Genomic DNA, 26,042 nt, shown 5'->3' on the forward strand with positions numbered 1-26,042 from the left:
TACCATGACGATGATTACACGACTGGAAGTTGATAGAAAATATGCCGATATTGAATTGTCTGATTTAGGTTATCTTTATTTGGTATGGGATTACGTTCTCAGATACTACAAACCCAAACTTCAGATGGGGAAGAAAACGCAGGATAAAAAGCAAAATGGCTTTGATCATGTTGTCAACTTAACGGAAAAAATGACCAGCTACTATTGGCCTTATAAACCTGAAGTCAGTTTCAGTGTTCCCCAAGGAGAAGGAACGCCTGTGCCTCATTTGACTAGAAACAGGCAGGCAGGGAAAAAAGAGCAGCAGGAAAATGAACACTATATCGAAAAAATCGGTGAAAAAATCAGCTTAACCGACCCGACTACCGAAGGAAAAAACCGCAGGCATACACGTTGGAAGGGTTCGCCGGCCATTATAGCTGGTGCTACTGTCAAGCGACCCGATTTGATTATCGTTAACGATTACAAAACCCGTTGGCCGGGACGTAATGCCGCCTATCCGCCTACAGGAGAAAATTATGGCGATAATCTCAAACGATTGGTGGAGATGAAGTATGGGAAAGATGGTTTAGATTTTGAACAGCGAGAAGCCTATCAGCAAATCGCCACTCCTGAACGCTTTGCCGTATTAAAAATCTGGCAAGATGATAACAAAGACGACACACGGCATATTTATGAATTTTCACCCGATTTGGTGCCTGCGTTTGGTTTTAAACAAGAAGAACTGTTGCCTAAAATTCGTCTTGAGCCGTGGCTAACACCTCCATCGGGCAAACCTGTCAACATCCTGTCCGGCGAATTGGTTAACAAGCAAGATTTGGAAGCGGCTTACCGCCCAGAAACCGTAGAAATGTTGAGCCGCAATTCGCCTTGGTTTGACAGTTTCGGCAATTTCGAACGTACTTCAGACGGCATACGCTGGGTAGGCGAAAACGGTAAAGTTGTTGAATATAGCGATATTGAATTGCAGCAAGCTGCCGACTATCTGGAACAATATGAAGATATTCCGCGTGACCATCTGCCTTATATTCAGGAGGCAGAGGTGGTAATGTCCGGTGACGATACGCTGGCTTTGGCGTTGAAGTTTGTTAAAGACAACAAAGAAGAAATCATCGCAATCGTTGTGCTGACAGTCGCCGTTGTTGCAGCAGCGGCTTATTTCGCCCCCGCCGCACTACTGGGCGCCGGAACGTTTTTATTGAGGCTTGCTAGATTTGCCCCTGCATTAGGTGTATCGGCAAAGGTATGGGCGGCGGATGAACGTTTTGAAGAGCGCAGCAATTGTTATGCCTATCGCTACCTTGTTGAGAGGAAACCGAAAGGTCAAACATATAAACGCAATGAATATGAAATTATCCGTTACCTGCCATGGCAGGAATGCGGTGAAAATTCGGATACCAGCCATTTGGAGGGTTGGGAAGAAAAAGTTCGAGAATTTGATAACCGACATAGGAAATAAAACATGCTATCAAAACAATACGAAGCCTTGGAGCAGGAATACCGCGATATTCTGCTGCACGACGAAGAGCACAAGATACTGGCACAACTGGGGTTGGTTATTCTGATTTACTTTCACGACGGTGGCTCGGTAGCCGGGCAGCGCAAGGTTTTGGAAGTGTTTGACCGCTTCTATATGCATTACCATCCCTATTTGAAATCCCATTTTTGGAAAGGGATGCGTCGCTTTGCTAAACTGAATCAGACGGCCTTTGTCAAAAAACAGCAGAAAATGATTGCAGCAGCTGAGCAAGGGGAGGCCTTATTCGGCTATTTAAGTAGTGATGAATGGGGCGACTATTCGCCTGACTATGCAATAAGTACACTGACTGCAAGACCCGATATAGAACCGAATGAAAAACCATCCTTTATTCAAATTAATCTGCCGATTTCCCTTTTGAAAACATCTCAAGGTAAACAGGAGTTTGAAGAGTGGGTGGCTTATCTTTGTAAACAGTTTTCCATATTTCACGGTTATGCCGGATTGACGGTTTCATTACCTTATGACGGGTTTGAATACCAGTTTTACGAGCACAGCACCACCAAACATTATTGGGGAATAACACCTGATTTCGCTCCATATGGCACCAACTGGAGAACCGGCTTGAAGTCTGTCAACTGGTACACCTTTGTCGGCAAAAAACTGCAAGGCCGTCTGAAAAAGCAGGAAGTGGACAATGTGTTAAACCACTATCCCGACATTACCCTGCAAACCTGTAACGACACGATGATATTCAAAGCGGGGAGTTTCCCGTCAACCGGCGACCGCAACAAGCCCTTGCCGGTTCCCTATTTGGTGGTCAACAACCTGCTGCGTCCGGCTCGGGTGGAAAAGTTGAAAGATGCGATACATACTGCTTACGGCAACGGCAAAACCCGCTATTCCGCCTCGCAAGGTTATTATTGGCTGCGGCGTTGGGATAACGCTAATTTCGAACAGGGCATTTTCAACCCTGAAGGGGATAAAGCCGAGCTGATGCCGGTGTACCGCCAGAAACCGTATGAAGTGCCTTTCGGCGGTATGTGGGTGCCGGATAATGTTCCAGAAGGAATCGAAAAGCATTTGGAGCAGGGAGAAATTTTTCCAAATGACGGCGAGTATATTTGGACATTGCCTGATGGAAATAAGCAAGTTACCAATGCATTATATGTTGTTTGGCGTTTGGTTAAACGCGATGACGGAGGCCCGGTAGAAGTGCCGTCTGAATTTTAGGAAAACAAATATATGATGTTTAAACAATACGACGCCTTGGAGCAGGAATACCGCGATATTCTGCTGCACGACGAAGAGCGCAAGATACTGGCACAACTGGGGTTGGTTATTCTGATTTACTTTCACGACGGTGGCTCGGTGGCAGGGCAGCGCAAGGTTTTGGAAGTGTTTGACCGCTTCTATATGCATTACCATCCCTATTTGAAATCCCATTTTTGGGAAGATATGTCTCGTTTTGCCAAATTGAACCAGGCAGCTTTTACTAAAAAACAGCATAAAATGATTGAGGCGGCGGAGCAGGGACAACCATTATTTGGTTACTTATGTTCTGATGAATCAGGTGATTTTTCTCCTGACTATGCTATTCATACATTGACTTCAAAACCTAATACCGAGCAGAATGAAGAATTATCCTATCTTCAAATTAATTTGCCGGTTTCCCTTTTAAAAACATCTCAAGGCAAACAGGAGTTTGAAGAGTGGATAACATATCTTTGTAAGCAGTTTTCCATATTTCACGGTTATGCCGGATTGACGGTTTCATTACCTTATGATGGGTTTGAATATCAGTTTTACGAGCATAGCACCACCAAACGTTACTGGGGGATAACACCTGATTTCACTCCATATGACACCAACTGGGAGATCGGCCTGAAATCTATCAACTGGTACACCTTTGTCGGTAAAAAACTGCAAGGCCGTCTGAAAAAGCAGGAGGTGGACAATGTGTTAAACCACTATCCCGACATTACCCTGCAAACCTGTAACGACACGATGATATTCAAAGCGGGGAGTTTCCCGTCAACCGGCGACCGCAACAAGCCCTTGCCGGTTCCCTATTTAGTAGTCAACAACCTGCTGCGTCCGGTTCGGGTGGAAAAGCTGAAAGATGCGATGCATACCGCTTATGGCAATGGCAAAACCCGCTATTCGGCCTCGCAGGGTTATTATTGGCTGCGGCGTTGGGATAACGCTAATTTCGAACAGGGTATTTTCAACCCTGAAGGGGATAAAGCCGAGCTGATGCCGGTGTACCGCCAGAAACCGTATGAAGTGCCTTTCAGCGGTATGTGGGTGCCTGATAACCTTTCTGAAGGGATTGAAGAGCATTTTAAAACAGGAGAAGTTTTTCCGATGGAAGGCGAGCATATTTGGGTCTTGCCCAATGGAGAACGTCATCGAACTAAAGATGATGCCGTTTGGCGTTTGGTTAAACGCGATGATGGAGACCCGGTAGAGGTGCCGTCTGAATTTTAAAGAGTAAAAACTGCGGCTGTCTAAAAATGTTTTCAGACGGCCTCATGTTTTTAAGGAGGCAGAGACCTTTGCAAAATTCCCCACAATCCCCTAAATTCCCTACCAAGACATTTAGGGGATTTTTCATGAGCACCTTCTTTCAGCAAACCGCACAAGCCATGATTGCCAAACACATCGACCGCTTCCCCCTGTTGAAGCTGGAGCAGGTGATTGATTGGCAACCGATCGAGCATTACCTCAACCATCAAAGAACCCGTTACCTTCGAGACCACCACGGCCGTCCAGCTTATCCCCTGCTGTCCATGTTCAAAGCCGTTTTACTCGGCCAATGGCACAGCCTTTCCGATCCAGAACTCGAACACAGCCTCATTACCCGCATCGATTTCCATCTGTTTTGCCGTTTTGACGAACTGAGCATCCCCGATCACAGCACCTTATGCCGCTACCGCAACCGGCCGGCACAAGACAACACCCTGGCCGAACTACCGGAGCTGATTAACCGCCAACTGACTGACCAGGGCCTAAAAGTAGAGAAAGCATCCGCCGCCATCGTTGACGCCACCATTATTCAGACGGCCGGCGGCAAACAACGTCAGGCCATAGAAGTGGATGCCGAAGGGCAAGTCAATAGCCAAACCACACCGAGTAAAGACAGCGATGCCCGTTGGGTGAAGAAAGACGGCCGATACAGACTGGGCTACAAACAACATACCCGTACCGATGCGGAAGGCTACATTGAGAAACTGCACATCACTGCCGCCAATGCCCATGAGTGCAAACACCTGCTGCCTTTGTTGGAAGGCCTAGCCAAAGGCACGACTGTCTATGCCGATAAAGGCTACGACAGTATGGAAAACCGGCAACATCTGGAAGAACATCAGCTGCGGGACGGCATCATGTGCAAATCCCACCGCAACCGGCCGCTGACGGAAGCACAAATCAAACGTAACCGACATTTATCGAAAACCCGTTATGTGGTCGAACAAAGCTTTGGTACGCTGCACCGTAAATTCCGCCATGCCCGGGCAGCCTATTTTGGTCTGAGCAAAGTGAGTGCGCAAAGCCACCTGAAGGCGATGTGTTTGAACCTGTTGAAAGCAGCCAACAGGCTACGTGCGCCTGTTGCCGTCTGAAAGGCAGTTCAGATACCCGATTATCGGGTATTTGAGGAGAATAAAGAGAGCATTGAAATAGAAAAACAGCCGAAACCCTGTGTTTTGGCCCCAGCTGTTGGGTAAAGGGGGCTATTTTGTAAAAGTCTCCGCAATACCTAGCCGAGCGATCGTTTAGTTGATTTCCCTCCGCTCAACTTTTCCGGATGTTCAAATATTTCTTTCAACATTGAAAATTACTGACTTACCTTTGTAAAAATCCAAATCGAAAAGATGAATGCCGAAATGACCGCAATATTCTTCTACCATTTCAACAGTCAACCGGTCTTTCTTCAATCTTTTTTCGTAGTTGGCTGTATTTTCAAACGGGAAAGGCACTCCACTTTGCTCAAAATCGACACGATTTCCTTCTTTATGAACCATAATAGTTCTATGTTGAAACTCATAATCAGAAACTGGTTTAGCACCGTCCATCCAATGAAACATGACTGAACCATATTGATCTTTTCCATAATCGGGCTCAAGATATAGGTTAATCAATTGTACCCCCCATTGACCTGCTAAAAATGGAGGTTGGCTGGTTATATCTGTCCCCGAAAATCGATTATCCATATAAAGACACCAATCGGATTGTGTCTCTGACAATAAATATTTATTTGGAATTCCAACTAAACGCGGATTTAAATGATCTATTTTTTCTAAAAAATCAATATGTTCACAAAGCGGTGTTATTTTTACCGTCTGTTCCCAAATCCGTGCTAACTCCATACAGCGTTTTTGATACAAGCTAATCAATTCTTCAAAATTAATTTTGAAAAAACAGAGACTTGTTGTGTATGGTTTGTATTTATACAGTATATTCTTCATAATTTTATTGATTTTCTTTATATCAATCTAGCTTAGAAATAATAGAAACATCTAATCTATCGACCTCAAGAGTAAGCAATTTTCCTTCTAAATATGTATATTCGCTAAAAGAAATTCATCTACTGCCTGAGTGTTGCACTTGAAATTCGAATCTAAGGCCGTCTGAAAACATTTGAAATTGTTTTCAAATAGCTTTTAGATACTGGTTTTTAACTTGGCCTACTCCTGCTGTTTTAGGATAGCTAGTAAGAAATCTTTCTCTTGTTTATTTTTTAGTTGGTGTAAATAATCTGTTGCAGACAGCCCTTCTGTTTCGATTATTGATGAATCTAATCTAGATACATCTACCATAATAACCTTATTTTTATTAATCATTAATGTATAAATATCCTCTCCCTGTTCTGGGATCATACTGAGGCAGAAAACTGATTTCAAATCTATATATTTTCCAACTAAAAAATTATATAAATTTTTGTTTCCTGTAACCATAATCTCCGATCTGATAATATTTTTTATTAAAATGCTATTGTTATAGGTATTCATTTTTAAACTCTGAAAAAAGTTGTTAATTCTCATAATTAACTTAGGGGCTTAGGAAGCAAAATCACCAAATGCAGTAATAAGCTTCTGAAATGGAATTAAAAAACAAGTATCAAAAGTTCAGCAAAATTACCGAGCCAAAATTCCGTTAAATCCTGCGGCTTTTCTCCTTGAATCTGACCGCTTCCGACACCGCCAAACTGACAGGGATTAGTGTCAGAAACATCAACAGCCTGTACTTAAAGCTACAACGTGCAGTTCCTTCAATTACAAATAATTCAAGCAGTTTTCTTTGGATACTCTTCTTCTTTAACTTACAGTCGGTTATCTTTATTTCAACAGCCTATCATGACTGCTAATCTACGTCAGTCTCCTAGTTCTTTAAAGACTGCTATTGAAATATAAAATAACAACATGTTAACATGCACCGCAGACTTCCTCTCTGCCAAAATATTTAAGCAATTTGCTATGAAACGATAGGGCAGGTTGTTAATTTTATTGAGAAAAGCGGATGCTGTTTGGTATCCGCTTTTTATTATGGTTCGATCCGGCTCATGAAACTCAATCCCCAGCAACAACAAGCCGTGCAATACCTCGGCGGCCCGCTGCTCGTTTTGGCGGGCGCGGGCAGCGGCAAAACCGGCGTGATTACTCAGAAAATCAAACACCTGATTACCAAAGTCGGCTATCCCGCCCACCACATCGCCGCGATCACGTTTACCAATAAAGCCGCCAAAGAAATGCAGGAGCGCGTGGGCAAAATGCTGCCGAAAAACCAAACGCGAGGCCTGACCATCTGTACTTTCCACTCGCTCGGTATGCGCATTTTGCGCGAAGAAGCCGTCAACATCGGCTACAAGAAAAATTTTTCTATTCTCGACGGCACCGACAGCGCAAAAATCGTCAACGAGCTGCTCGGCAGCACCGGCAAAGAAGCCGTGTTCAAAGCCCAGCATCAGATTTCTTTGTGGAAAAACGATTTGAAAACGCCCGAAGAGATTCTTCAGACGGCCTCTAATGAGTGGGAAAGCCAAATGGCGAAAGTGTATGCCGGTTATCAGGCTACGCTGGAAAGCTATCAGGCCGTCGATTTCGACGACTTAATCCGCCTGCCCGCCATATTGTTGCAGCAAAACAGCGACGTGCGCCACAAATGGCAGCTCCGCCTGCGCTATCTGCTGGTGGACGAATGCCAAGACACCAACGCCTGCCAATACACTTTGATGAAGCTGCTCACCGGCGCGGAAGGCATGTTTACCGCCGTGGGAGACGACGACCAATCCATCTACGCATGGCGCGGCGCAAACATGGAAAACCTGCGCCAAATGCAGGAAGACTATCCGCAGATGAAAGTGATCAAGCTGGAGCAAAACTACCGCTCCACCGCGCGGATATTGAAAGTGGCCAACAAGGTGATTGAAAACAACCCCAAGCTGTTTAAAAAAACCTTGTGGTCGCAGTTCGGCATGGGCGAACACATCAAAATCGTCGCCTGTCAGCACGAACAGCACGAAGCCGAATGGGTGGTAAGCCAGATTGTGAAACAGAAACTGGTGGGCGGCGACAAAACCCAATACGCCGATTTCGCCGTCCTCTACCGCGGCAACCATCAGGCGCGGGTGTTTGAAGAAGCCTTGCGCAGTGCGCGCGTGCCTTACCAGCTTTCAGGCGGCCAGAGTTTTTTTGATAAGGCCGAAATTAAAGACATATTGTCCTACATCCGCCTGCTTGCCAACCCTAACGACGACCCCGCCTTTTTACGCGCCGTTACCACACCCAAACGCGGCATCGGCGAAGCCACCCTCGGCAAACTCAACGCCTACGCCCACAGCCACGAATGCAGCCTGTATGAAGCGGCGTTAAACCCCGAAGCACAGGCCGTCTTAAATACGCAAAACCGCGAGCACCTGCAACAATTCATGGCCTTGATGGAAGATTACCGCGCCCGTGCCGAACACGACGACGCGGGCGAACTCGTCAACAACCTGCTGGCCGACATCGCCTACGAAGCCCATCTGCTCGGCAGCGAAGAAGGTAAAGCCGGCGAAATCAAATGGCGCAACGTTACCGACCTCACCGACTGGCTGGCGCGCAAAGGCGAGCAGGACGGCAAAAACATCGTCGAAATCGCCCAAACCATCGCCTTGATGACCTTGCTCGAAGGCAAAAATGAAGAAGAAACAGATGCGGTCAAACTTTCCACCCTACACGCCTCCAAAGGTTTGGAATATCCGTATGTGTTTCTCGTAGGTTGCGAAGAAGGCATGCTGCCCCACGCCGACAGTATCGAAGAGAGCAACGTCGAAGAAGAACGTCGGCTGATGTATGTGGGCATTACCAGAGCCAAACGCCAGCTCACGCTCACCCACTGCGTGAAGCGCAAACGGCAGGGTACATGGCAGTTTCCCGACCCCAGCCGCTTTATCGACGAAATGCCGCAGGAAGATTTGAAAATCCTCGGCAGAAAAGGCGGCGAACCGATTGTGAGCAAAGAAGAAGGTAAGAGAAATCTGGATGCTTTGAAGGCTATGTTGGATGCGCAGATCAATAAAGGCGATGGCTGAGAGCAGGGCTGAAAACTTTACGAATCAGCAACGATTTTAAACTTTCGTGTTCAAAGCAAGCGGTGTGCGGGCCGGATTGTATATCCGCCTGTAACTGGAGTTCAGTAATGAAAAATCGGACAATTGTTTTGCGATTTTGATTTGATTTTAAAAGAAGGTTTGATTGGCGTTGAACACAATTTGCGTGTTTCCAAGTGTCGGGCGGATATGCAATCTGCCCTTACGAAAGCCGCTTGTTGTGAAGATACTGTGGTAAAAGTTACAAAGTTTGCTTTCAGACGGCCTCAAACTTGCTTTAGCCTTTACTAGAGTTTTGTAAAAGCTCGAGGCCGTCTGAAAGCGAACTTGGTGAGTTTTGCCAAAACTCGTTATGCGGGTTTTGCTAAAACCACATTCCGAGTTCTGGTTCTCTTAAATAAGAGATGCTTCATTTCATCAGCTTTTGACGGCTACACCCCGCTTGCCATCTCGTTTCAGTTTGACGATTACAGCAACCGCAATGCAGCCAATTCTGCTTGCAATTGATTGCTGCTCAAACCATTGCTAACCGCCAGCGTGAGCAATACCAGCGCGGTTTCTAAATTGGCTTTGCCTCCGTTTACTACTCCGGCTTGGCGCAACGCACTGCCTTGCGCGTACACGGCTGCCGCATTTCCCTGTTTTACCTGACTGATATTCAGCACCAATCTGCCGCTGGCCGTGAAATCCCGCACGGCTTGGATGAAAGTGGGGTGAGACGGCGCATTGCCGTGGCCGTAGCTTTGTAAAATCACGGCGTCGGCTGCGGTGTGGTATAGGCCGTCTGAAAACGTTTCTGCGGAAAATCCGGGAACGAGGGTGTGGCAGACGACTTTGGCTTGTGTGTTTAAAGGCTGTTTGTGTAAAGACGTGCGCGTTTTTTCAGACGGCCTCAGGTTTAAATCGTGCCAGCCTTGTTGGGAAGACCATTTTCCGAGTGCGCCGAAATGCGGATTGTCGAAACCGTCGGCGTGTTCGGTGCTGGTTTTGCTGCTGCCCACGGCAGGAAACAGCTTGCCGTTAAAAGCGATGGTTGTCTCCGGCAGATTGAGTTCGAATGCAGCTACGGCCGTTGCCAAGTTTAAAGGGGCGTCGCTGTGTTCGGCATCATAAGGCCATTGCGAGCCGGTCATCACGATGGGCAGGTTTAAGTCGGGCAGGGCGAGGGCAAACAGGTTGGCGGTGTAGGCGAGGGTGTCGGTGCCGTGAAGAACCAATATGCCGTCGTAAGCGGCTGATTTTTCACGCAACAACAGCAGCCAGTTGTGCCAATCGGTGAGGGTGACGGCGGAAGAGTCGATTAGGGGTTCGCAGATGTGCCAGTCGAATGAATAGGCATCTGCAAACGGAGTGAGGGCTTTTTCGACAAGCGCGGTATCGGGAGCCAGCCCTTGCTGACTGTGGCTCATGCCGATGGTGCCGCCGGTGTAGAGTACAAAGATTTTTTTACGCGGAATCATGTGTTTGATTTGAATGAAATGTATGGAGCAAAGGTTTCAGGCCGTCTGAAAAATTCAGACGGCCTTTTCTCTATTGATAAATTACGCCGTTGTGTTTCAACCAGCCGTCGGGGTGTTTGCCTTGCGGATCGTGGTGTGTCCAGTGGATAACGCCGCCTTTTTCCGACCATTCGTATTCGCCGTAAAAAGCGACCGTATCCCCTTTTTTCAGCCCTTTGATTTTGGGCGCTAAATCAATATTGTGCGCCACCAAAAGGCTTTGTCCGCTGTTGAGTTTCAAGATAAAGCGCTGATGGCGGGAGCCTTTGTTGTCGTCGGGCAGGGTTTTGCTCACCGTGCCGCTGCCCGCTATTTGGATATTGCTTTGGCGGCGCTCAAAGGCCGTCTGAAGAATATCGTCGGCGGATTGTTGGTTGATTGTGGGTGAGGCCGGAGACGAAGTTTCTGTGTGGGGCAGCGAAGGTTGGGTCTGTTTGTACACATACTGGTAGCCAAACAGCGCGACGGCAACAATGGCAGGCAAAATCCAATTTTTGTTCATTGGTTCAGATTCCGACGTTTATCGTGTAAGGTTCAATCAAAATTGATGGGACATATAGCAGCTAAACACCCGGCCGCCGTGTCGGTATTGCACGGCGGCCGGGGATTTTTTCAGACGGCCTTTCTGGCGCATAGGCCGTTAACGCTTGTATTTTAAGCTGTATTTGATTTCAGACATAGCCGCTTTGAGATTGTAATCCAAAATTTCATCCACAAGCGCGGGCGTTTGTTCGTTTAAAAGCTGTTGGAGTTGATAAGTCAGGGCGGCGGTTTGCTTTTGCACTGCCACACGCACCATACCGGCCACCGCATCGGTTAAATGCGGACGCAAACGGCGGCTCAAACGCTCCAATAATTCCTGTTCCGAAAGACACATCACAGGCTTTCTCGGATCAACCTGCGGGTTGATAACCTTAACGGTAACCGGCAGCCAATCTTCGTGCGGTACAACGGATTCGAAAGCATTGTCAGACTGTTCGTCAGCATTGTCATCGGAACGGCCGGTTTGGCGCAGGTTTTCCGGCTCGTTGAATGACACGGTTTGGCGCTTAGGGTTGAGCCACACGGTGCGTGTGCTTTCAATATTTTTATCGTCAACCCGGGCAGTTTGCAGAGCGGTTTGAGCGGCAACCCAGTCTTCTTGCAGCAAAACGGTTGTATCCGTTTCGGCAGTAATGTTTTCCGTAAACAGCTCGTTATGCTCTTCCTGCCATTGCTGCAAATACTCGCGCAACATTTTTTCCGCAGCCCTCGCGCTCAGTTGGGCTTCGGTCGGTTTGGAAGAAGCAGGCTGGTAAGCGGGCGCGGCAGGTTGCGGGGCAGGGCGTGCCGGAGCAGGATTTTCACGCCCCGTATTGCGCTGCTGGCGCAGCTTTTCCAAGCCGCTTTCCCAGTCGAATTCATCTTCTCCGTTTTGAGGCTCGGATTTCGGATTGTAACGTGGATTATTCATTATTAATTATTCACTTTCATTCGAAATGCGGCAGAAATCGGCCTGCCTTAATGTTTGAAGCCGTTTGGCGGCGGTTGCAGATGCAATCAACCGCCAAACCGCGGTATTTGTTTAATTCCTATATAATGTTTTATTTTAGCAGAATTTATAGAAGGAAAAATCATGAGCGGCATAGAACAACGTTTAGAATACCTTGAAGAGGCATACGATGTTTTACGTATGCAAAATCATGTGCTTTCCACCGCATTCAAAGGCATGGTACGCGCTCTGCCTGCAGATATCGCACAAGACGTGGTGGAATCGGTGCAATTGGCTTTTGAAGACGCTTTAGCCGAATTGAATTATGAAGACAGTCCGCACGTGGATTTATTCCATGATGTGACTTACGCTTTCTTTAGAGAAAAAGAACGTTAAGATTAAAAGTGTAAAAGTAAACGGAATAAGCCGGTTTATTTACTTTGTTTTGAATATCAACCGCATTCTTTGAGTGGAAACAAGCATCCAGGCTGAGACCTTTGCAAACCCCTCATCTGCGGCGCATTTCTGCGTTGTGCGCTGCTCGCTCGTTTGCCTATCTATATGATATGTCTGCACTCGCTGTGCTGCTACGCCCTGAACTGCATCCACATTTGAGGGTTTTGCAAAGGTCTCAGGCCGTCTGAAAAATCATATATCCCATAACGATTGCTGCGTACCCTCGGGTATCAGATGGCTTACGCCGACACCGATTAACCGGAAAGTATAGTTTTGCGCAGGAATACGCAGAATCAGAGCTTCGGCGGCTTGCAACAAGGCAGCATGGTTCGACAGGAAAGAAGAATAGGTAAGCGAACGGGTGATGATATGGAAATCAGCGGTTTTCAATTTCAACGTTACGCTGCGGGCCTGCACTTTTTTACGAACCATCTGTTCCCACAAATCGGCAGTTAAAACAGATAAATGAGTTGAAATTTCGTTTAAAGGCAGGTCTTCGGGCAAGGTAATTTCAGTGGAAATCTGCAACCGCTCACGGTTCGGTTTGACTTCCCGTTCATCAATGCCGCGCGCCAAATCGTATAAGCGGTAGCCGTAGCGCCCGAAGTGGTGCAGCAGCTGACCGCGTTCAAAGCGGCGCAAATCACCGGCGGTTTCCATGCCGAGGGTTTTCATCTTTTGCAACGTCACTTTGCCGACACCCGGAATTTTCCCCAGCGGCAAACGTTCCAAAAACGCTTCTACCTTTTGAGGATGCAGTACAAACTGTCCGTCTGGTTTGCGCCAGTCTGAAGCAATTTTGGCCAGAAATTTATTGGGTGCAACTCCCGCAGAAGCCGTCAGCCCCGTTTTCTGTTTGATTTCTTGGCGTATTTTTTGAGCAATTTCACCCGCATAGGGAATATTTTGAAGATTGCGGGTAACGTCCAAATAAGCTTCATCCAGTGATAAAGGCTCAACCAACTTGGTATATCTCGCAAAAATAGAATGAATCTCGCGCGATACTTCCCTATATAAACCAAAATGGGGTTGGATATATACTGCTTGAGGGCAGAGCCTTTTGGCTGTTGCAACAGACATAGCCGAATGCAGGCCAAACTGTCGGGCTTCATAAGATGCGGCGCAAATCACCGAGCGAGGCCCGTCCCATGCAACCACCAAAGGTTTACCGCGCAGATGCGGTTGCTCGCGCAACTCTACCGAGGCATAGAATGCGTCCATATCAATGTGGATGATTTTGCGCGTTTGCATGGTTGGTATTTTTGTAAATGAGGCCGTCTGAAAAACATTATTGTAATACTTTGCGGCTTGAATCGGGCTATTCACAATACCATGATATTGCTTTATAAAAATAAAGCCGTTATAATTTCGCGTTTTCCAACCTTGCCTTTTACTTTCGCATGGTAAAAGGATTTAATAGCCGTAAGGAGATAACATGCGTCATTATGAGATCGTGTTTATCGTTCATCCGGATCAAAGCGAGCAAGTGCCCGCTATGGTTGAACGTTACAAAACCATGATTAACGAAGCAGGCGGTAAAATCCACCGCTTGGAAGATTGGGGCCGCCGCCAACTGGCTTACCCGATTAACAAAATCCACAAAGCACACTATGTTTTGATGAACATCGAAACCACTCCCGAAGTGGTTGAAGAGCTGGAAACCGCTTTCCGCTTCAACGATGCCGTATTGCGTCATCTGACCATCAAAACCAAACATGCCGTTACCGAAGCTTCTCCGATGCTGAAAGACGAAAAGTCTAAAAATCTGCTCGACAGCAACTCTGCGGCTAAAGAAGAAACTGCCGAAGCGTAATTGAAGATTGAAAATCTTTTCAGCCTTACCGCCCAAATTTCCCATTGCGGAGAATTGAGATATACGCCGGCCGGAATACCGGTTTTGGATATCATCTTGAAACATGAATCTTGGCAAGAGGAAAACGGGCAGAAATGTTTGGTCAAATTTGAACTACCCGCCAAAATTCTCGGTAAGGATGCGCTTAATTGGCAACACAGGGTTGAAACCGTAGTTACAGTAAACGGTTTTCTGGCACAAAAAAGCCAACGCTATCCCAAACCTGTGTTGCGCATACAAAACATTAAAGAATATAAAGGTTAAACGACAATGGCTCGTCAATCATTCAAACGTAGAAAATTCTGCCGTTTCACGGCTGAAAAAATCCAAGAAGTTGATTACAAACAAGTAGACTTGTTGAAAGACTTCATTTCTGAAAACGGTAAAATCATTCCGGCACGCATTACCGGTACCAAAGCACATTACCAACGTCAATTGGCTGTTGCCGTAAAACGTGCTCGTTTCCTGGCTTTGTTGCCTTACACCGACCAACATAAATAATTTACGGAGATTCTGACTATGCAAATTATTCTGTTAGAAAAAATCGGTGGCTTGGGTAACTTGGGCGACATCGTAACCGTAAAAAACGGTTATGCCCGCAACTTCCTGATTCCTTCAGGCAAAGCCAAACGTGCTACTGAAGCCAATATGAAAGAATTTGAAGCTCGTCGTGCTGAGTTAGAAGCCAAGCAAGCTGAAATTCTGGCTGATGCAAAAGCCCGCCAAGAAAAATTGGACGGTCAAACCATCACTGTGGCTCAAAAAGCAGGTGTTGATGGTCGCTTGTTCGGTTCTGTTACCAACGCTGATATCGCTGCTGCTATCGTTGAATCAGGTGTTGAAGTTGCAAAATCAAACGTCCGCCTGCCTAACGGCCCGCTGAAAGCGGTTGGTGAGTACGACTTAGAAGTAGCTTTGCATACTGATGTTGTGGCAGCTATCAAAGTTGCTGTGGTTGCCGCTGCTGAGTAATATTTCTTCTTAAAGAAGTTTTGATTTGAAGACAGGCCGTCTGAAAATTTCAGACGGCCTCATTGCTATTAAAGGTTACTGTGTTTAATTGAAGACTTCATATTTAATTGATTATCTATCATGGGCGGTTTATAAAAATTAATTTCAAAATTTACTTTTGGGATTTTTTAATTAATCAATAAGCATTTATTATCACTATATTATTAATACGTCAGTTACATGAAATTTTACATTGCTATACCGGGGATTTGTTTTTCATAACTTATTTATCAATAATAAACATTGTTTATCAAAAATGGTATTGTAATAAATATACAAAGGCATTATATTGCCCATATCTCATATGACGACAACAAAAAAGAAAGGAGATATTATGCAACATCGCAGACGCCAGGCTATTTTTCAGGCATCAAAACGTGCTTTTAATGCACGCAAACCTGTGAACAGCCAACCTCGTACGCATCAAAAAGTGATGTAATTTATCCGACTGTTTATTGCTTTAGGATAAAGATCAATCTGAGTTTAGAAATTTCAATAAATAAATTTAAGATTGATGATGAAACTGAACCCTGCATTTAAGCAGGGTTTTGTGTTTTGTGTGGTTTGGCAATTGGCAAAATAATTTTATTGGCCGGCACTTCAACCCTCAAAAAACAGCAGCAGAAGTTATTTCTGCCGCCGGGTGTTTAACTGAAATGTTAAAAGAGAACTAAAAAGCTGCTTGGGAAGAGCAGTTTATGCAGTTTTTTCCAGTTCTTTAGATGCCGCGAGAAGGGAAAGACGGGCCATGACGCCGTAAACATACAGGCGGTTGCATTCGCAATCAGGGTTTGCGCTGTTTGTTTGTGGTACGCCGAGTGAATCCCATTGGGCAAAAACCCGTTTGCAGCGTTCTTCGTTGCCGTCTTCTGCGCCGGCCACGGGGATGGCTTGGTTCAACTGCACGAAAGACATGCCGGTTGCGTTCAGGTTTTCATCGGTACCACGGCCTTCATGGACTCGAAAGAAGCCACCAACCACAAAGCGGTCTATCATATACACTACGGGTTCGGATACGGCATCGTTGAGTGTTTCGTAGGTGTAAATACCTTCTTGCACGATAACTTCGTTGACTTCAAGCCCTTCTTTTATTTTGGCCATTTTATTGCGGTTTTTGCGGTTGAGGCCGCGTATTTCTTCCGCTGATTTAACGCTCATAACGCCCATGCCGTAGGTGCCTGCATCAGCTTTGACAATCACAAAAGGCGTATCTTGGATACCTTTTTCATCGTATTTGGCTTGAATTTTAGCCAGCATCCGCTCAACCGCCTCGGCCAGGGCATCTTCTCCTTCGCGCTCTTGAAAATCCAAACCGCTGATTTGTTCGAAATAGGGATTAATGTGCCAAGGGTCGATATCGATTAATTGTGCGAATTCTTCGGCAACTTCGTCGTAAGCTGCAAAATGTGCGGTCTTTCTGCGGGTCGTCCAACCTCCGTGAAGCGGCGGTAATACGGTTTGGGCGATGTCTTTTAAAATATCGGGCGTGCCGCCGGATAAGTCGTTATTTAATAGAATCAGACAAGGGGAGAAGCCGTCTGAAAGGTGAACCCGGCCTCGAGTACGCAAGAGGGGTTCGAGTAGGATTTTTTCGCCCAATGCGGTTTCAAATTCGGTAGGTTCGGTAATTTCGGGGTTCAAGCTGCCCAAGCGCACTTCAAAACCGGCGGAGCGCAGGATATTGCTGAGCGCAAACACGTTTTGCAGATAGAAGGTATTGCGCGTGTGGTTTTCGGGTACAATCAGCACAGACTTGGCTTGCGGGCAGGAGCGTTCGACCGCGTCTTGGGCGGCATGGGCGGCCAGCTGGATAAAGTTGGGATTGAGATTGTTGAACCCTCCGGGGAAGAGGTTCATGTCAATGGAGGCCATTTTGTAACCGGCATTGCGGATGTCGACAGATCCGTAAAACGGCGGCTTGTGTTCCGACCATTGGCGGCGGAACCATGCTTCGATTTTGGTTTGATTGGCCAGAATTTTACGTTCGAATTCTTGCAATTGCGGCAGATAGGCGGGAGACATTACAGGCAGGTTCATGAAGGCTCCTTCGAGTAATTGTGAATAATGCGGAATAATAGGTTTTTTAGCTTTGAGATACAAGCGTTCTTCATTTCAGACGGCCTGATAAGATTTTTCTTACAGCGTGGCTGATATTCAAAATTAGACAATTTGTACAAATATTTTGCCATTGTTATCGTACCATCTAATTAATTATAAAAAATTAGACAAAAAGGGTTGCAATGGCCGTCTGAAAAGCCTAATATTGCCCTTGGAATTATGCAGCCCAACCGGCAAAATCATTTAATTTCTAAATAACTTAACCGAACTACAAAGAAAAATTATGAGCGCACAAACCCTCTACGACAAACTTTGGAACAGCCACATCGTCCGCGAAGAAGAAGACGGTACCGTTTTGCTTTATATCGACCGCCACTTGGTGCATGAAGTGACCAGCCCGCAAGCCTTTGAGGGCTTGAAGTTGGCAGGGCGCAAATTGTGGCGCGTTGACAGCGTGGTTTCCACTGCCGACCACAATACGCCTACCGACAATTGGGATAAAGGCATTCAAGACCCGATTTCCAAGCTGCAAGTCGATACTTTGGACAGCAACATCAAAGAATTCGGCGCACTGGCTTATTTTCCGTTTAAAGACAAAGGACAGGGCATCGTACACGTTATGGGGCCGGAACAAGGCGCGACTTTGCCGGGCATGACCGTAGTGTGCGGCGATTCGCATACTTCCACCCACGGCGCATTTGGTGCGTTGGCGCACGGCATCGGCACTTCCGAAGTCGAACACACCATGGCCACCCAATGTATTACTGCCAAAAAATCCAAATCCATGCTGATTAAGGTTAATGGCCGTCTGAAACCGGGCGTTACCGCCAAAGACGTGGCTTTGTATATCATCGGCCAAATCGGCACGGCAGGCGGCACAGGCTATGCAATCGAGTTCGGCGGCGAAGCCATCCGTTCGCTCAGCATGGAAGGCCGTATGACTTTGTGCAATATGGCGATTGAGGCAGGTGCACGTTCCGGCATTGTTGCGGTGGACCAAACCACTATTGATTACATCAAAGGCAAACCTTTTGCGCCCAAAGGCAGCGATTGGGAGAAAGCCGTTGCTTATTGGCAGACTTTGGTTTCGGACGAAGGCGCCCAATTCGACAAAGTTTTCGAGTTTGAAGCAAGCAATATCGAGCCTCAAGTAACATGGGGTACGTCGCCCGAAATGGTGTTGGATGTGGGCGGCAAAGTACCCAATCCTTCTGAAGAGCAAGACCCCGTGAAGCGCAGCGGCATGGAGCGCGCGTTGGAGTATATGGGTTTGGTGGCCGGTACGCCTTTGAACGAAATTCCTGTGGACGTGGTGTTTATCGGTTCATGCACCAACAGCCGCATCGAAGATTTGCGCGAAGCGGCAGCCGTGGCGCGCGGACGCAAGAAAGCGGAAAGTGTGAAGCGGGTGCTGGTTGTGCCCGGCTCCGGTTTGGTGAAAGAGCAGGCCGAAAAAGAAGGCTTGGACAAAATCTTCACCGATGCAGGCTTCGAATGGCGCGAACCCGGCTGCTCGATGTGTTTGGCGATGAACGCAGACCGCCTTGCCCCGCAAGAGCGATGCGCTTCAACATCAAACCGCAACTTTGAAGGCCGGCAAGGTAACGGCGGGCGTACGCATTTGGTTAGCCCGGCTATGGCGGCGGCCGCTGCCGTGGCGGGACACTTTACCGATGTGCGCACTCTGTAAAGATATGCAGGCCGTCTGAAAAGTTTTCAGATAGCGCAAGATATTGAATTGTAATTCAGAAAAATTTTTGGCATGATGCGGAGTGCAGTAACATGAAACTGTACTTTCAAAAAATCAAGGAGTCCAACATGAAAAAATTAGTATTAGCCGCTTTAACCGCCATGACCTTATTGTCTGCATGCAATACCGTTTCAGGTTTCGGCAAAGACGTATCTAAAGCCGGCGACAAACTTGAGCAATCCGCAGACCGCCATGCACACTAAATTTATCTGAACAGATAAAACCCGCCCCCGCACCGCATCAACGCGGGGGCATTTTTAACCGAAAGTACAATCATGAAACCGTTTACCCCTATTACTGCGCTGGTGGCGCCGCTTGACCGCGTTAATGTTGATACCGATGCCATCATTCCCAAACAATTTCTCAAGTCCATCAAACGCAGCGGCTTCGGCCCCAACGCTTTTGACGAATGGCGTTATCTTGATCACGGCGAGCCGGGCATGGACAACAGCAAACGTCCGTTGAACCCCGATTTTTCATTAAATCAACCGCGCTACCAAGGTGCGGAAATCCTGCTGACCCGCAAAAATTTCGGCTGCGGTTCTTCGCGCGAACATGCGCCGTGGGCTTTGGAAGACTACGGTTTCCGCGCCATCATCGCGCCTTCTTTTGCCGATATTTTCTTCAACAACTGCTACAAAAACGGCTTATTGCCGATTGTGTTGACGGAAGACCAAGTCGATCAGCTGTTTAAAGAAGTGGAAGCTACTGAAGGCTATCGTTTGTCGATTGATTTGGAAAAACAAACCTTGACCACTCCGGGCGGTCAGACCTTTTCTTTCGACATCACCGAGCACCGCAAACACTGCCTGCTCAACGGCTTGGACGAAATCGGCCTGACCCTTCAACATGCTGATGAAATCAAAGCATTTGAAGAAAAACGCAAAGCCGAACAGCCGTGGTTGTTTAATGCCTGATAGGGCGGTGTAGATTAGATATCAATGGTTAGATTTTAGAACAGGCCGTCTGAAAATGTTTTCAGATGGCCTGTTTAGCTATTTGCCCGGCATTTCAGGAGCAGGGAGGCGTGTGAGGCGGGTGCCCTTTAAATCGATTTCGGAGCCGAAACGCGCGCTGCCGTTGTTCCAATCTTCGATAGCGCGGCGTAGGGCTTCGCGGCTGTCGGCGACGAAGTTCCACCAAATCAAAGTGGGATGTGGCAGCGGTTCGCCGCCCAGCAGCATAAAGTGGCTGCCCGCTTCGGCTTGCAAAGAAAACGATTCGGCTTGGCCGGCGGCGATGAAGGCCAGTTCGTCCGCGCCGAATGTTTCGCCGTTGATGCGGACTTTGCCTGCAATTACCAACACGCCGTATTCCCAAGACGGGTTTGCCGGAATATCGAGTTTTGCGGCGTTCGGGCATTGGATGTCCACACCGAGCAAGGGGCTGTGTTGGGCGGTGGGCGCGGTGCGGCCTTGATAGCGGCCGGTGGTGAGGATGTAGCGCACGCCGTTGTCTTCCCATTCGGGCAGCTCGGGATAATGTTGGAAATCGGGCTTGATGTCTTGATTCATCGGCAAGGCAATCCACAGCTGTACGGCGTGCAGATTTTTTACGCCTTCGGGCGTTTGTTCGGTATGGGCAATGCCGTGTGTGTCGCCCGTGCCGGCCGTCATCAAATTGACTTGTTTGGGGCGGATAAGCTGGCGGTGGCCCAAGCTGTCTTGGTGCCATAATTCGCCTTCAAGCATCCAAGTGAAGGTTTGCAGGTTGGTATGCGGATGCGAACCGATTTGGAGGCCGTCTGAAAAAGCGTTAAATTCGGCCGGGCCTGCATGGTCGAGAAAACACCATGCGCCGATGGTGCGGCGGTTTGCCTGCGGTATCAGGCGGGCAACGGGAATGCCGCCGACGTCTTTGGTTTTGGCACTTAATTTTTGAGGGTTCATGCTGTGTGTTCCTTGTTTTCGTGGTGCGGATTGTTGCTGACAAAATCATCTCTTATAATGGTTTCGCTGTGAAGCATATTTAAAATATACCTGATTTAAGGATTTTCTATGAGCATTTTCAAAAAGTTGGCTCCTATGGCTTTGGTTTTGCTGGCAAGCGCCTGCGTAAGCCTTGAGGGTGTTGAAATCGGCGGGCTGGATAATGGCGCTTCGAGCGGTTCTTCAAGCAATATCGGCAAGTTCCGTTGCGACAACGGCTATAAAGTGTTGGTGAACTATAAATCTGAGAATCACGCTGTGGTTAGCTTCAACAACGGCAAAGATACGTTTATCGTTCAAACCTACCGAGCGCCTTCCGCTTCGGGTAACTATTTTGTGAACGATGCCAATACGTTAAGATGGCATGAGCAAGGCGGTACGGCGGTGCTGACTTATCCTGACAGCCAATACCGCACGACCAAAAAACTTTGGGATACGGTTTGCCGCCCCCGTTAATCGGTTGGCGTTAATGTTTAGGCTGCACGGAAACGGTTTCCGTGCAGCCTGATTTTTTTACTATTATTTTTTGACAGAAAGTTATTGATACAGTTGTCAGGATTAATTGTAAAAAGTAGGAGAACCAGATTTATATCTATCAAATATCTTTCATTATGGTATCTAAGGAAATAACTTTGGATGAGAGCAAATAAATTTCATCATTTGTGTAACCCTTGTTTTCAAAAATAATGTGTATCTGCTGAATTACATTGGGGATATCTTTATCTTCAGGTACAAAAATATATCTAATATCATTGGGTTCAAAAGTAAGAGAAGCATCCCACTTTGTAGCATTATTAGCATTTTCAAGCTCTTTATTATCTTTGAAGATAAGCTTAGGTAAGAAGTCTGAAAAAAGTTGATTTTTAGGATTGGGAATATATCTCCATTCACACTCCTCATCAAAATTCTTCTCCACCATTTGTCCCATTTTATTTTTCATAATTCCTTTTAAGGGCTTGATAAATTGGAGTAATTTAACAGGTGCGGGCATGGTAATATTTTTTGTGATTATTAATTTGGGAATAAAAATCATAAGGAAATCGAAAATACTTTTTCTAATTGCATCAGGTATCATGCTTTCATCTGATATATAAAAAATAGGATTCAAACCATTTTTAATTCCCCAATCTTTTGACATGCCGATGCCAAATTTTCCATAAAAATCTGTATGTGATGTGATCTGAGCTAATGGAATATCGCAAAAGCAAACCATTGGATATGCAAGAGATGAAATATTTCCTTTAATTATATTTTTTATAAGATCGCTTAAAATGTTGCCATCACTATAGGTAAGCTCGTGTTGAATTTCTTTGCTGACAAGCCACTTGATATCCTCTAAACAATATCTAGGCCAAAAACCAGATTCCAAAATATCAAATAAATATTCCTCCTTAGGAGTAAAGTGAAATAACGTATTAGATTTGATAGCCATAACTGTTGGAGTAAAAATAATTAATTTATGATTTAAAAGGTAGGTTTACATATTAGTTTGAAAAATCGCAGTTTTTCAGACGGCCTTATCTATCCAACCCTTCCTGCACCATCTGTGCCGCCCGCAATACCGCGCGGGCTTTGTTTTGGGTTTCCTGCCATTCGGCTTCTTCGTCGGAATCGGCCACGATGCCGCCGCCGCTTTGTACATACAGGGTTTGGTCTTTAATCACGGCGGTGCGGATGGCGATGGCTAAGTCCATGTCGTTGTTGAAGCTCCAGCAGCCGACGGCACCGCCGTAGATGCAGCGTTTGTTGGGTTCGAGTTCTTCGATAATTTCGAGCGCACGCACTTTGGGAGCGCCGGACAGGGTGCCGGCGGGGAAGGTGGCGGCGAGTATCTGCATGTTGTCGATGTTGTTTTTCAGACGGCCTTCTACGTTGGAAACGATGTGCATCACGTGCGAATAGCGTTCGATGATCATTTTGTCGGTAACTTTGACTTCGCCGGTTTCGCTGACGCGGCCGACATCGTTTCTGCCTAAATCAATCAGCATCACATGTTCGGCGATTTCTTTGGCGTCGCCCAGCAAATCTTGTTCGTTGGCCAAATCTTCGGCAGGGGTCTTGCCGCGCAGGCGGGTGCCGGCGATGGGGCGGACGATGATGTTGTCGCGTTCGCGGCGCACGAGGATTTCGGGAGACGAGCCGACAACGTGGAAGTCGCCGAAGTCGTAGTAAAACATGTACGGCGAGGGGTTGAGCGTGCGCAGGGCGCGGTAGAGGCTGAGCGGGTTGTCGGTAAATTTCTGCTTCATGCGCTGGCTGGGCACGACTTGCATGCAGTCGCCGTCGAGAATGTATTCGCGGATTTTGCGCACGTATTCTTTGTAGCGCGCTTCGCCGGTTTCGTGTTCCGGTTCGGTTTTGGGGCTGCCGAGGGAAAGGGGAATGGCGCAGCTTTGGCGCAGGCGGGTGCGTAGGTCTTCCAGCCGTTCGCGGGCTTGTTCGTAGCCGTCTGAAACGGCGGGGTCGGCATAGACGATGAGGTAGATTTTGCCGCTGAGGTTGTCGACGACGGCGAGTTCTTGCGAGAGCATCAGCAGGATGTCGGGCGTGCCGATGGTGTCGGGTTTGTTGCTGTTTTGGAAGCGGTGGGCGAAGTGCTCGAAATGGTAGATGGTTTCGTAGCCGAAGTAGCCGACCAAACCGCCGGTGAAGCGGGGCAGGCCGGGGATTTCGGGTGTTTTGAAACGTTGGTGGAAGGCTTCGATGAAATGCAGCGGGTTGCCTTCGTATTGTTCGATGATTTGGCCGTCTTGGTACACATCGACGTGTTTGCCCGACGCTTTCAGATAGGTGCGGCAGGGCAGGCCGATGAAGGAATAGCGCCCGAAGCGTTCGCCGCCGACCACGGATTCGAGCAGGTAGGTGTAGGGCCGGTTGGCGAGTTTGAGGTAGAGGGAAAGCGGGGTGTCGAGGTCGGCCAGCAGCTCTTGAACCAGCGGAATGCGGTTGTAACCTGCGGCGGCTTGGGCTTGGTATTCTTGTTTGGTAATCATGTTTCAGACGGCCTGAAGCGGGGTGGAAAATGCGGATGAGTATAGCAGTTTTATAGGCCGGATTGATAGGGAAGAGGCCGTCTGAAAAGGTTTTGGCGAAGCCCTCAAGTTCGCTTTCAGACGGCCTCTTGCTATAATCCGCTTTTTGTTTTTCGGGATTCGTTATGAATACGGCTGTTTCTCCGCAATCCGAGTTTTGGCGCGGGGCTAAAGACTGTCTGCCTGTGATTATCGGGATGTTGCCGTTTGCGCTGATTTTGGGTGTGCAGGGCGGGCAGAAAGGGATGAGCCCGCTGGAAATGTCGATGATGACGGGGCTGAATTTCGCCGGCGGCTCTGAGTTTGCGGCGGTGGGGTTGTGGGCGGATCCGCTGCCGGTGCTGCTGATTGTTACGGTAACGTTTATGATCAACACCCGCCATATTTTGATGGGCGCGGCTTTGACGCCGTATCTGAAAGATGTGCCGATGAAAAAAGCGCTGCCTGCTTTGTTTTTTATGACTGACGAGAGCTGGGCTTTGAGTATGGCCGATATCCACCGGCGCAAGCAGCTGGGCTTGCCTGCGTTTAGCCTGTCGTATTATATGGGTACGGCGTTGACGCTTTATGTGGTGTGGGTGGCGGTAACGGGTATGGGCGCGGCTGCGGGGCCGGTGTTTGGCGACGTGGCGGCTTGGGGCTTCGGCATGGCGTTTCCCGCCGTGTTTTTGGTGTTGTTGCGCGGCTTGTGGAAAGGGTTTAAGGCGGCCGTGCCGTGGTTGGTGAGCTTGGTGGTGGCGGTGTCGGTTTATCTGGGTATCAACGGCGCTTGGTATGTGCCTGCCGGGGCTTTGGCGGGCTTGCTGGCCGCTTATTGGGGAGGGCGCGGCAAATGATTTCGTGGGCATCGTTTACTGTGGTGATGGGTATGTTGGCGGCAACTTATTCGACCCGTTTAATCGGTTTTTTTATGCTGCGCAACCGCACGCTAAGCCCGCGCGCCGCGGCGGTGATGGATGCTGCGCCGGGGTGCGTGTTGATTGCAGTGATCGCGCCGTATTTTGCTTCCGGCAAACCGCATGAACTGGTGGCTTTGGCCGTTACGATATTGGCGGCGAGCCGTTGGGGGATGCTGCCTACGGTGTTGATTGCCGTTGCTTCTGCGGCGATATTGGGGCGTTGGATGAATTAGGCGTTTTGCCTGTTGTGTGGGATTTGATGGAAGGAGTGGGTTGTGCATTGGTTTTTCTTATCGTTGGCGATTCTGAGCGAGGTGTTTGGTTCTTCCATGCTTAAGCTTAGTGAGGGCTTTACCAAACCGTGGCCTACTGCGGCGATGGCGGTGGCTTTCGTATGCTCGTTTTATTTCTTGTCGCTGTCTTTGAAAAGTATTCCGCTTGGTACGGCATACGCGGTATGGGCAGGCGTGGGGCTGGTGCTGACGTGCTTGGTGAGCATGGTGTTTTTCGGGCAGAAGGCGGATATCGCTGGGATTGTGGGCATCGGGTTTATTTTGGCGGGCGTGGTGATTTTGAATACTTTGTCGGGCATGGTTCGACATTGAATGTGTGGCAGATAAATGGTGAGGCCGTCTGAAAAGTTTTTCAGACGGCCTTATATATTGCGCCCCATATCAGGGGCATATTTTACAAACGTTAAGCCCCTTTAACTCCAGCCAAGTGAAAGGGGCTTAATCGTGTGTATTGCTTACTACTCTGTAGATTTAGACAGGTTCTTTAACAGCAAATCCTATCTGCTGCGTATCTACAAAAACGACAATCTAGTAAGAACCGTCAACTTTCCCATTTCAAACCCGCATTTCCCGCAAAGAACCTACCGCATGGCCGATAAATGCGGGCGGGCGGAAGTATCCAAAATCATTGATGCGGAAATGTTGAGATGACGGTTGGGCAAAACAAAAAGGCCGTGGCGGTGGCCGCTGCGGCAGCGGGCGGCTTTGACGCACGCGGCGCGGCG

Annotated in this window: 28 protein-coding genes and 2 pseudogenes; 19 read left to right on the top strand and 11 right to left on the bottom strand. The window is 47.7% G+C overall.

Features of this window, described 5'->3' with window-relative positions; genetic code table 11:
• Positions 1 to 4: 4 nt before the first annotated feature.
• The 4 genes from LVJ85_RS05785 to LVJ85_RS05800 all read left to right on the top strand — a co-directional run bounded on the left by LVJ85_RS05785 (position 5) and on the right by LVJ85_RS05800 (position 5,100).
• Complete coding sequence (locus LVJ85_RS05785) at positions 5 to 1,459, top strand: hypothetical protein (RefSeq protein ID WP_244742457.1); 1,455 nt, start codon at positions 5 to 7, stop codon at positions 1,457 to 1,459.
• Positions 1,460 to 1,462: 3 nt separating this feature from the next.
• Positions 1,463 to 2,710 (top strand): type VI immunity family protein, encoded by a 1,248-nt coding sequence (locus LVJ85_RS05790; protein ID WP_244742461.1) that lies wholly within the window; start codon positions 1,463 to 1,465, stop codon positions 2,708 to 2,710.
• 12 nt (positions 2,711 to 2,722) lie between these two features.
• Entirely contained in the window at positions 2,723 to 3,967 is a 1,245-nt protein-coding gene (locus LVJ85_RS05795; protein ID WP_244742464.1) for a type VI immunity family protein, read from the top strand.
• 125 nt (positions 3,968 to 4,092) lie between these two features.
• A complete protein-coding gene (locus tag LVJ85_RS05800; RefSeq protein ID WP_244742466.1) occupies positions 4,093 to 5,100 on the top strand; it encodes an IS5 family transposase in 1,008 nt (335 codons plus the stop codon).
• A 189-nt stretch (positions 5,101 to 5,289) separates the two neighbouring features.
• Here LVJ85_RS05800 and LVJ85_RS05805 read toward each other — a convergent pair whose 3' ends face one another.
• On the bottom strand, positions 5,290 to 5,847 hold the full coding sequence (locus LVJ85_RS05805) for a hypothetical protein (protein WP_244742468.1): 558 nt from the start codon (positions 5,845 to 5,847) through the stop codon (positions 5,290 to 5,292).
• 318 nt (positions 5,848 to 6,165) lie between these two features.
• On the bottom strand, positions 6,166 to 6,489 hold the full coding sequence (locus tag LVJ85_RS05810) for a hypothetical protein (protein ID WP_244742470.1): 324 nt from the start codon (positions 6,487 to 6,489) through the stop codon (positions 6,166 to 6,168).
• A 149-nt stretch (positions 6,490 to 6,638) separates the two neighbouring features.
• Between LVJ85_RS05810 and LVJ85_RS13450 the strand changes: the two are divergent.
• A pseudogene (locus LVJ85_RS13450) lies at positions 6,639 to 6,770 on the top strand (IS1595 family transposase); the annotation flags it as partial.
• On the opposite strand, the pseudogene LVJ85_RS05820 reads toward LVJ85_RS13450, so the two are convergent.
• Positions 6,737 to 6,820: pseudogene (locus tag LVJ85_RS05820) on the bottom strand (IS1595 family transposase); the annotation flags it as partial. The pseudogenes LVJ85_RS13450 and LVJ85_RS05820 overlap by 34 nt on opposite strands.
• Positions 6,821 to 7,040: 220 nt before the next feature.
• Here LVJ85_RS05820 and rep point away from each other — a divergent pair.
• Entirely contained in the window at positions 7,041 to 9,050 is a 2,010-nt protein-coding gene (rep, locus tag LVJ85_RS05825) for a DNA helicase Rep (RefSeq protein WP_244742472.1), read from the top strand.
• A 485-nt stretch (positions 9,051 to 9,535) separates the two neighbouring features.
• Here the strand turns inward: rep and LVJ85_RS05830 are convergent, their stop codons facing one another.
• The 3 genes from LVJ85_RS05830 to LVJ85_RS05840 all read right to left on the bottom strand — a co-directional run bounded on the left by LVJ85_RS05830 (position 9,536) and on the right by LVJ85_RS05840 (position 12,020).
• Complete coding sequence (locus LVJ85_RS05830) at positions 9,536 to 10,528, bottom strand: asparaginase (protein WP_244742474.1); 993 nt, start codon at positions 10,526 to 10,528, stop codon at positions 9,536 to 9,538.
• A 70-nt stretch (positions 10,529 to 10,598) separates the two neighbouring features.
• Positions 10,599 to 11,069, bottom strand: a complete 471-nt coding sequence (locus LVJ85_RS05835; RefSeq protein ID WP_244742476.1) for a DUF3465 domain-containing protein — start codon at positions 11,067 to 11,069, stop codon at positions 10,599 to 10,601.
• A 138-nt stretch (positions 11,070 to 11,207) separates the two neighbouring features.
• The gene (locus tag LVJ85_RS05840; RefSeq protein ID WP_244742478.1) at positions 11,208 to 12,020 is read right to left on the bottom strand and encodes a hypothetical protein; all 813 of its coding nucleotides are present in this window, start codon (positions 12,018 to 12,020) and stop codon (positions 11,208 to 11,210) included.
• A gap of 162 nt (positions 12,021 to 12,182) precedes the next feature.
• Here LVJ85_RS05840 and LVJ85_RS05845 point away from each other — a divergent pair, with 162 nt between their 5' ends.
• Together LVJ85_RS05845 and LVJ85_RS05850 are read left to right on the top strand one after the other, a co-directional pair.
• On the top strand, positions 12,183 to 12,434 hold the full coding sequence (locus LVJ85_RS05845) for a hypothetical protein (RefSeq protein WP_085363820.1): 252 nt from the start codon (positions 12,183 to 12,185) through the stop codon (positions 12,432 to 12,434).
• Between the two features lie 53 nt (positions 12,435 to 12,487).
• Positions 12,488 to 12,682, top strand: a complete 195-nt coding sequence (locus LVJ85_RS05850; RefSeq protein ID WP_244743072.1) for a lipoprotein signal peptidase — start codon at positions 12,488 to 12,490, stop codon at positions 12,680 to 12,682.
• 4 nt (positions 12,683 to 12,686) lie between these two features.
• On the opposite strand, the gene dinB is transcribed toward LVJ85_RS05850, so the two are convergent.
• Positions 12,687 to 13,745 (bottom strand): DNA polymerase IV, encoded by a 1,059-nt coding sequence (gene dinB, locus LVJ85_RS05855; protein ID WP_244742479.1) that lies wholly within the window; start codon positions 13,743 to 13,745, stop codon positions 12,687 to 12,689.
• Positions 13,746 to 13,929: 184 nt separating this feature from the next.
• On the opposite strand from dinB, the gene rpsF reads away from it, so the two are divergent.
• Genes rpsF through rplI form a run of 4 tightly spaced genes read left to right on the top strand, consistent with a single transcriptional unit; the run spans position 13,930 to position 15,318 of the window.
• A complete protein-coding gene (gene rpsF, locus LVJ85_RS05860) occupies positions 13,930 to 14,307 on the top strand; it encodes a 30S ribosomal protein S6 (protein WP_085363818.1) in 378 nt (125 codons plus the stop codon).
• Positions 14,308 to 14,610, top strand: a complete 303-nt coding sequence (gene priB, locus LVJ85_RS05865; protein ID WP_370686937.1) for a primosomal replication protein N — start codon at positions 14,308 to 14,310, stop codon at positions 14,608 to 14,610.
• Between the two features lie 6 nt (positions 14,611 to 14,616).
• Complete coding sequence (gene rpsR / locus LVJ85_RS05870; RefSeq protein ID WP_054599043.1) at positions 14,617 to 14,847, top strand: 30S ribosomal protein S18; 231 nt, start codon at positions 14,617 to 14,619, stop codon at positions 14,845 to 14,847.
• Between the two features lie 18 nt (positions 14,848 to 14,865).
• Positions 14,866 to 15,318 (top strand): 50S ribosomal protein L9, encoded by a 453-nt coding sequence (gene rplI, locus LVJ85_RS05875; RefSeq protein WP_244742481.1) that lies wholly within the window; start codon positions 14,866 to 14,868, stop codon positions 15,316 to 15,318.
• Between the two features lie 735 nt (positions 15,319 to 16,053).
• Here the strand turns inward: rplI and gshA are convergent.
• On the bottom strand, positions 16,054 to 17,394 hold the full coding sequence (gene gshA, locus LVJ85_RS05880) for a glutamate--cysteine ligase (protein WP_244742483.1): 1,341 nt from the start codon (positions 17,392 to 17,394) through the stop codon (positions 16,054 to 16,056).
• Positions 17,395 to 17,698: 304 nt separating this feature from the next.
• Here gshA and leuC point away from each other — a divergent pair, with 304 nt between their 5' ends.
• From leuC to leuD, 3 genes are all read left to right on the top strand, one after another.
• Positions 17,699 to 19,105 (top strand): 3-isopropylmalate dehydratase large subunit, encoded by a 1,407-nt coding sequence (leuC, locus tag LVJ85_RS05885; protein ID WP_085363815.1) that lies wholly within the window; start codon positions 17,699 to 17,701, stop codon positions 19,103 to 19,105.
• Positions 19,106 to 19,233: 128 nt separating this feature from the next.
• Positions 19,234 to 19,368, top strand: a complete 135-nt coding sequence (locus LVJ85_RS05890) for an entericidin A/B family lipoprotein (protein WP_085363832.1) — start codon at positions 19,234 to 19,236, stop codon at positions 19,366 to 19,368.
• A gap of 72 nt (positions 19,369 to 19,440) precedes the next feature.
• Positions 19,441 to 20,082 (top strand): 3-isopropylmalate dehydratase small subunit, encoded by a 642-nt coding sequence (leuD, locus tag LVJ85_RS05895; protein WP_244742485.1) that lies wholly within the window; start codon positions 19,441 to 19,443, stop codon positions 20,080 to 20,082.
• Between the two features lie 78 nt (positions 20,083 to 20,160).
• Here the strand turns inward: leuD and LVJ85_RS05900 are convergent, their stop codons facing one another.
• Positions 20,161 to 21,054 (bottom strand): pirin family protein, encoded by an 894-nt coding sequence (locus LVJ85_RS05900; RefSeq protein ID WP_244742487.1) that lies wholly within the window; start codon positions 21,052 to 21,054, stop codon positions 20,161 to 20,163.
• 108 nt (positions 21,055 to 21,162) lie between these two features.
• On the opposite strand from LVJ85_RS05900, the gene LVJ85_RS05905 reads away from it, so the two are divergent.
• A complete protein-coding gene (locus LVJ85_RS05905) occupies positions 21,163 to 21,549 on the top strand; it encodes an MliC family protein (protein ID WP_115133492.1) in 387 nt (128 codons plus the stop codon).
• Between the two features lie 139 nt (positions 21,550 to 21,688).
• On the opposite strand, the gene LVJ85_RS05910 is transcribed toward LVJ85_RS05905, so the two are convergent.
• Both LVJ85_RS05910 and trpE read right to left on the bottom strand, forming a co-directional pair.
• Positions 21,689 to 22,525, bottom strand: a complete 837-nt coding sequence (locus LVJ85_RS05910) for an abortive infection system antitoxin AbiGi family protein (protein WP_244742491.1) — start codon at positions 22,523 to 22,525, stop codon at positions 21,689 to 21,691.
• An 85-nt stretch (positions 22,526 to 22,610) separates the two neighbouring features.
• Positions 22,611 to 24,086 carry an anthranilate synthase component I gene (gene trpE / locus LVJ85_RS05915; RefSeq protein ID WP_244742494.1) on the bottom strand — a complete coding sequence of 492 codons (1,476 nt, stop codon included), beginning with the start codon at positions 24,084 to 24,086 and terminating at the stop codon, positions 22,611 to 22,613.
• A 164-nt stretch (positions 24,087 to 24,250) separates the two neighbouring features.
• Here trpE and LVJ85_RS05920 point away from each other — a divergent pair, with 164 nt between their 5' ends.
• From LVJ85_RS05920 to LVJ85_RS05930, 3 genes are read left to right on the top strand one after another with little or no spacing between them, the layout of a single operon-like run.
• On the top strand, positions 24,251 to 24,961 hold the full coding sequence (locus LVJ85_RS05920; protein WP_244742497.1) for an AzlC family ABC transporter permease: 711 nt from the start codon (positions 24,251 to 24,253) through the stop codon (positions 24,959 to 24,961).
• Entirely contained in the window at positions 24,958 to 25,257 is a 300-nt protein-coding gene (locus LVJ85_RS05925) for an AzlD family protein (protein WP_244742500.1), read from the top strand. Before LVJ85_RS05920 ends, LVJ85_RS05925 begins: the two co-directional genes overlap by 4 nt.
• A gap of 42 nt (positions 25,258 to 25,299) precedes the next feature.
• The gene (locus LVJ85_RS05930; RefSeq protein ID WP_255733876.1) at positions 25,300 to 25,629 is read left to right on the top strand and encodes a multidrug efflux SMR transporter; all 330 of its coding nucleotides are present in this window, start codon (positions 25,300 to 25,302) and stop codon (positions 25,627 to 25,629) included.
• The last annotated feature ends 413 nt before the right edge of the window (positions 25,630 to 26,042 follow it).

The sequence above is a fragment of the Neisseria sp. Dent CA1/247 genome, from assembly GCF_022870825.1.
GTDB classification, from domain to species: domain Bacteria; phylum Pseudomonadota; class Gammaproteobacteria; order Burkholderiales; family Neisseriaceae; genus Neisseria; species Neisseria zoodegmatis.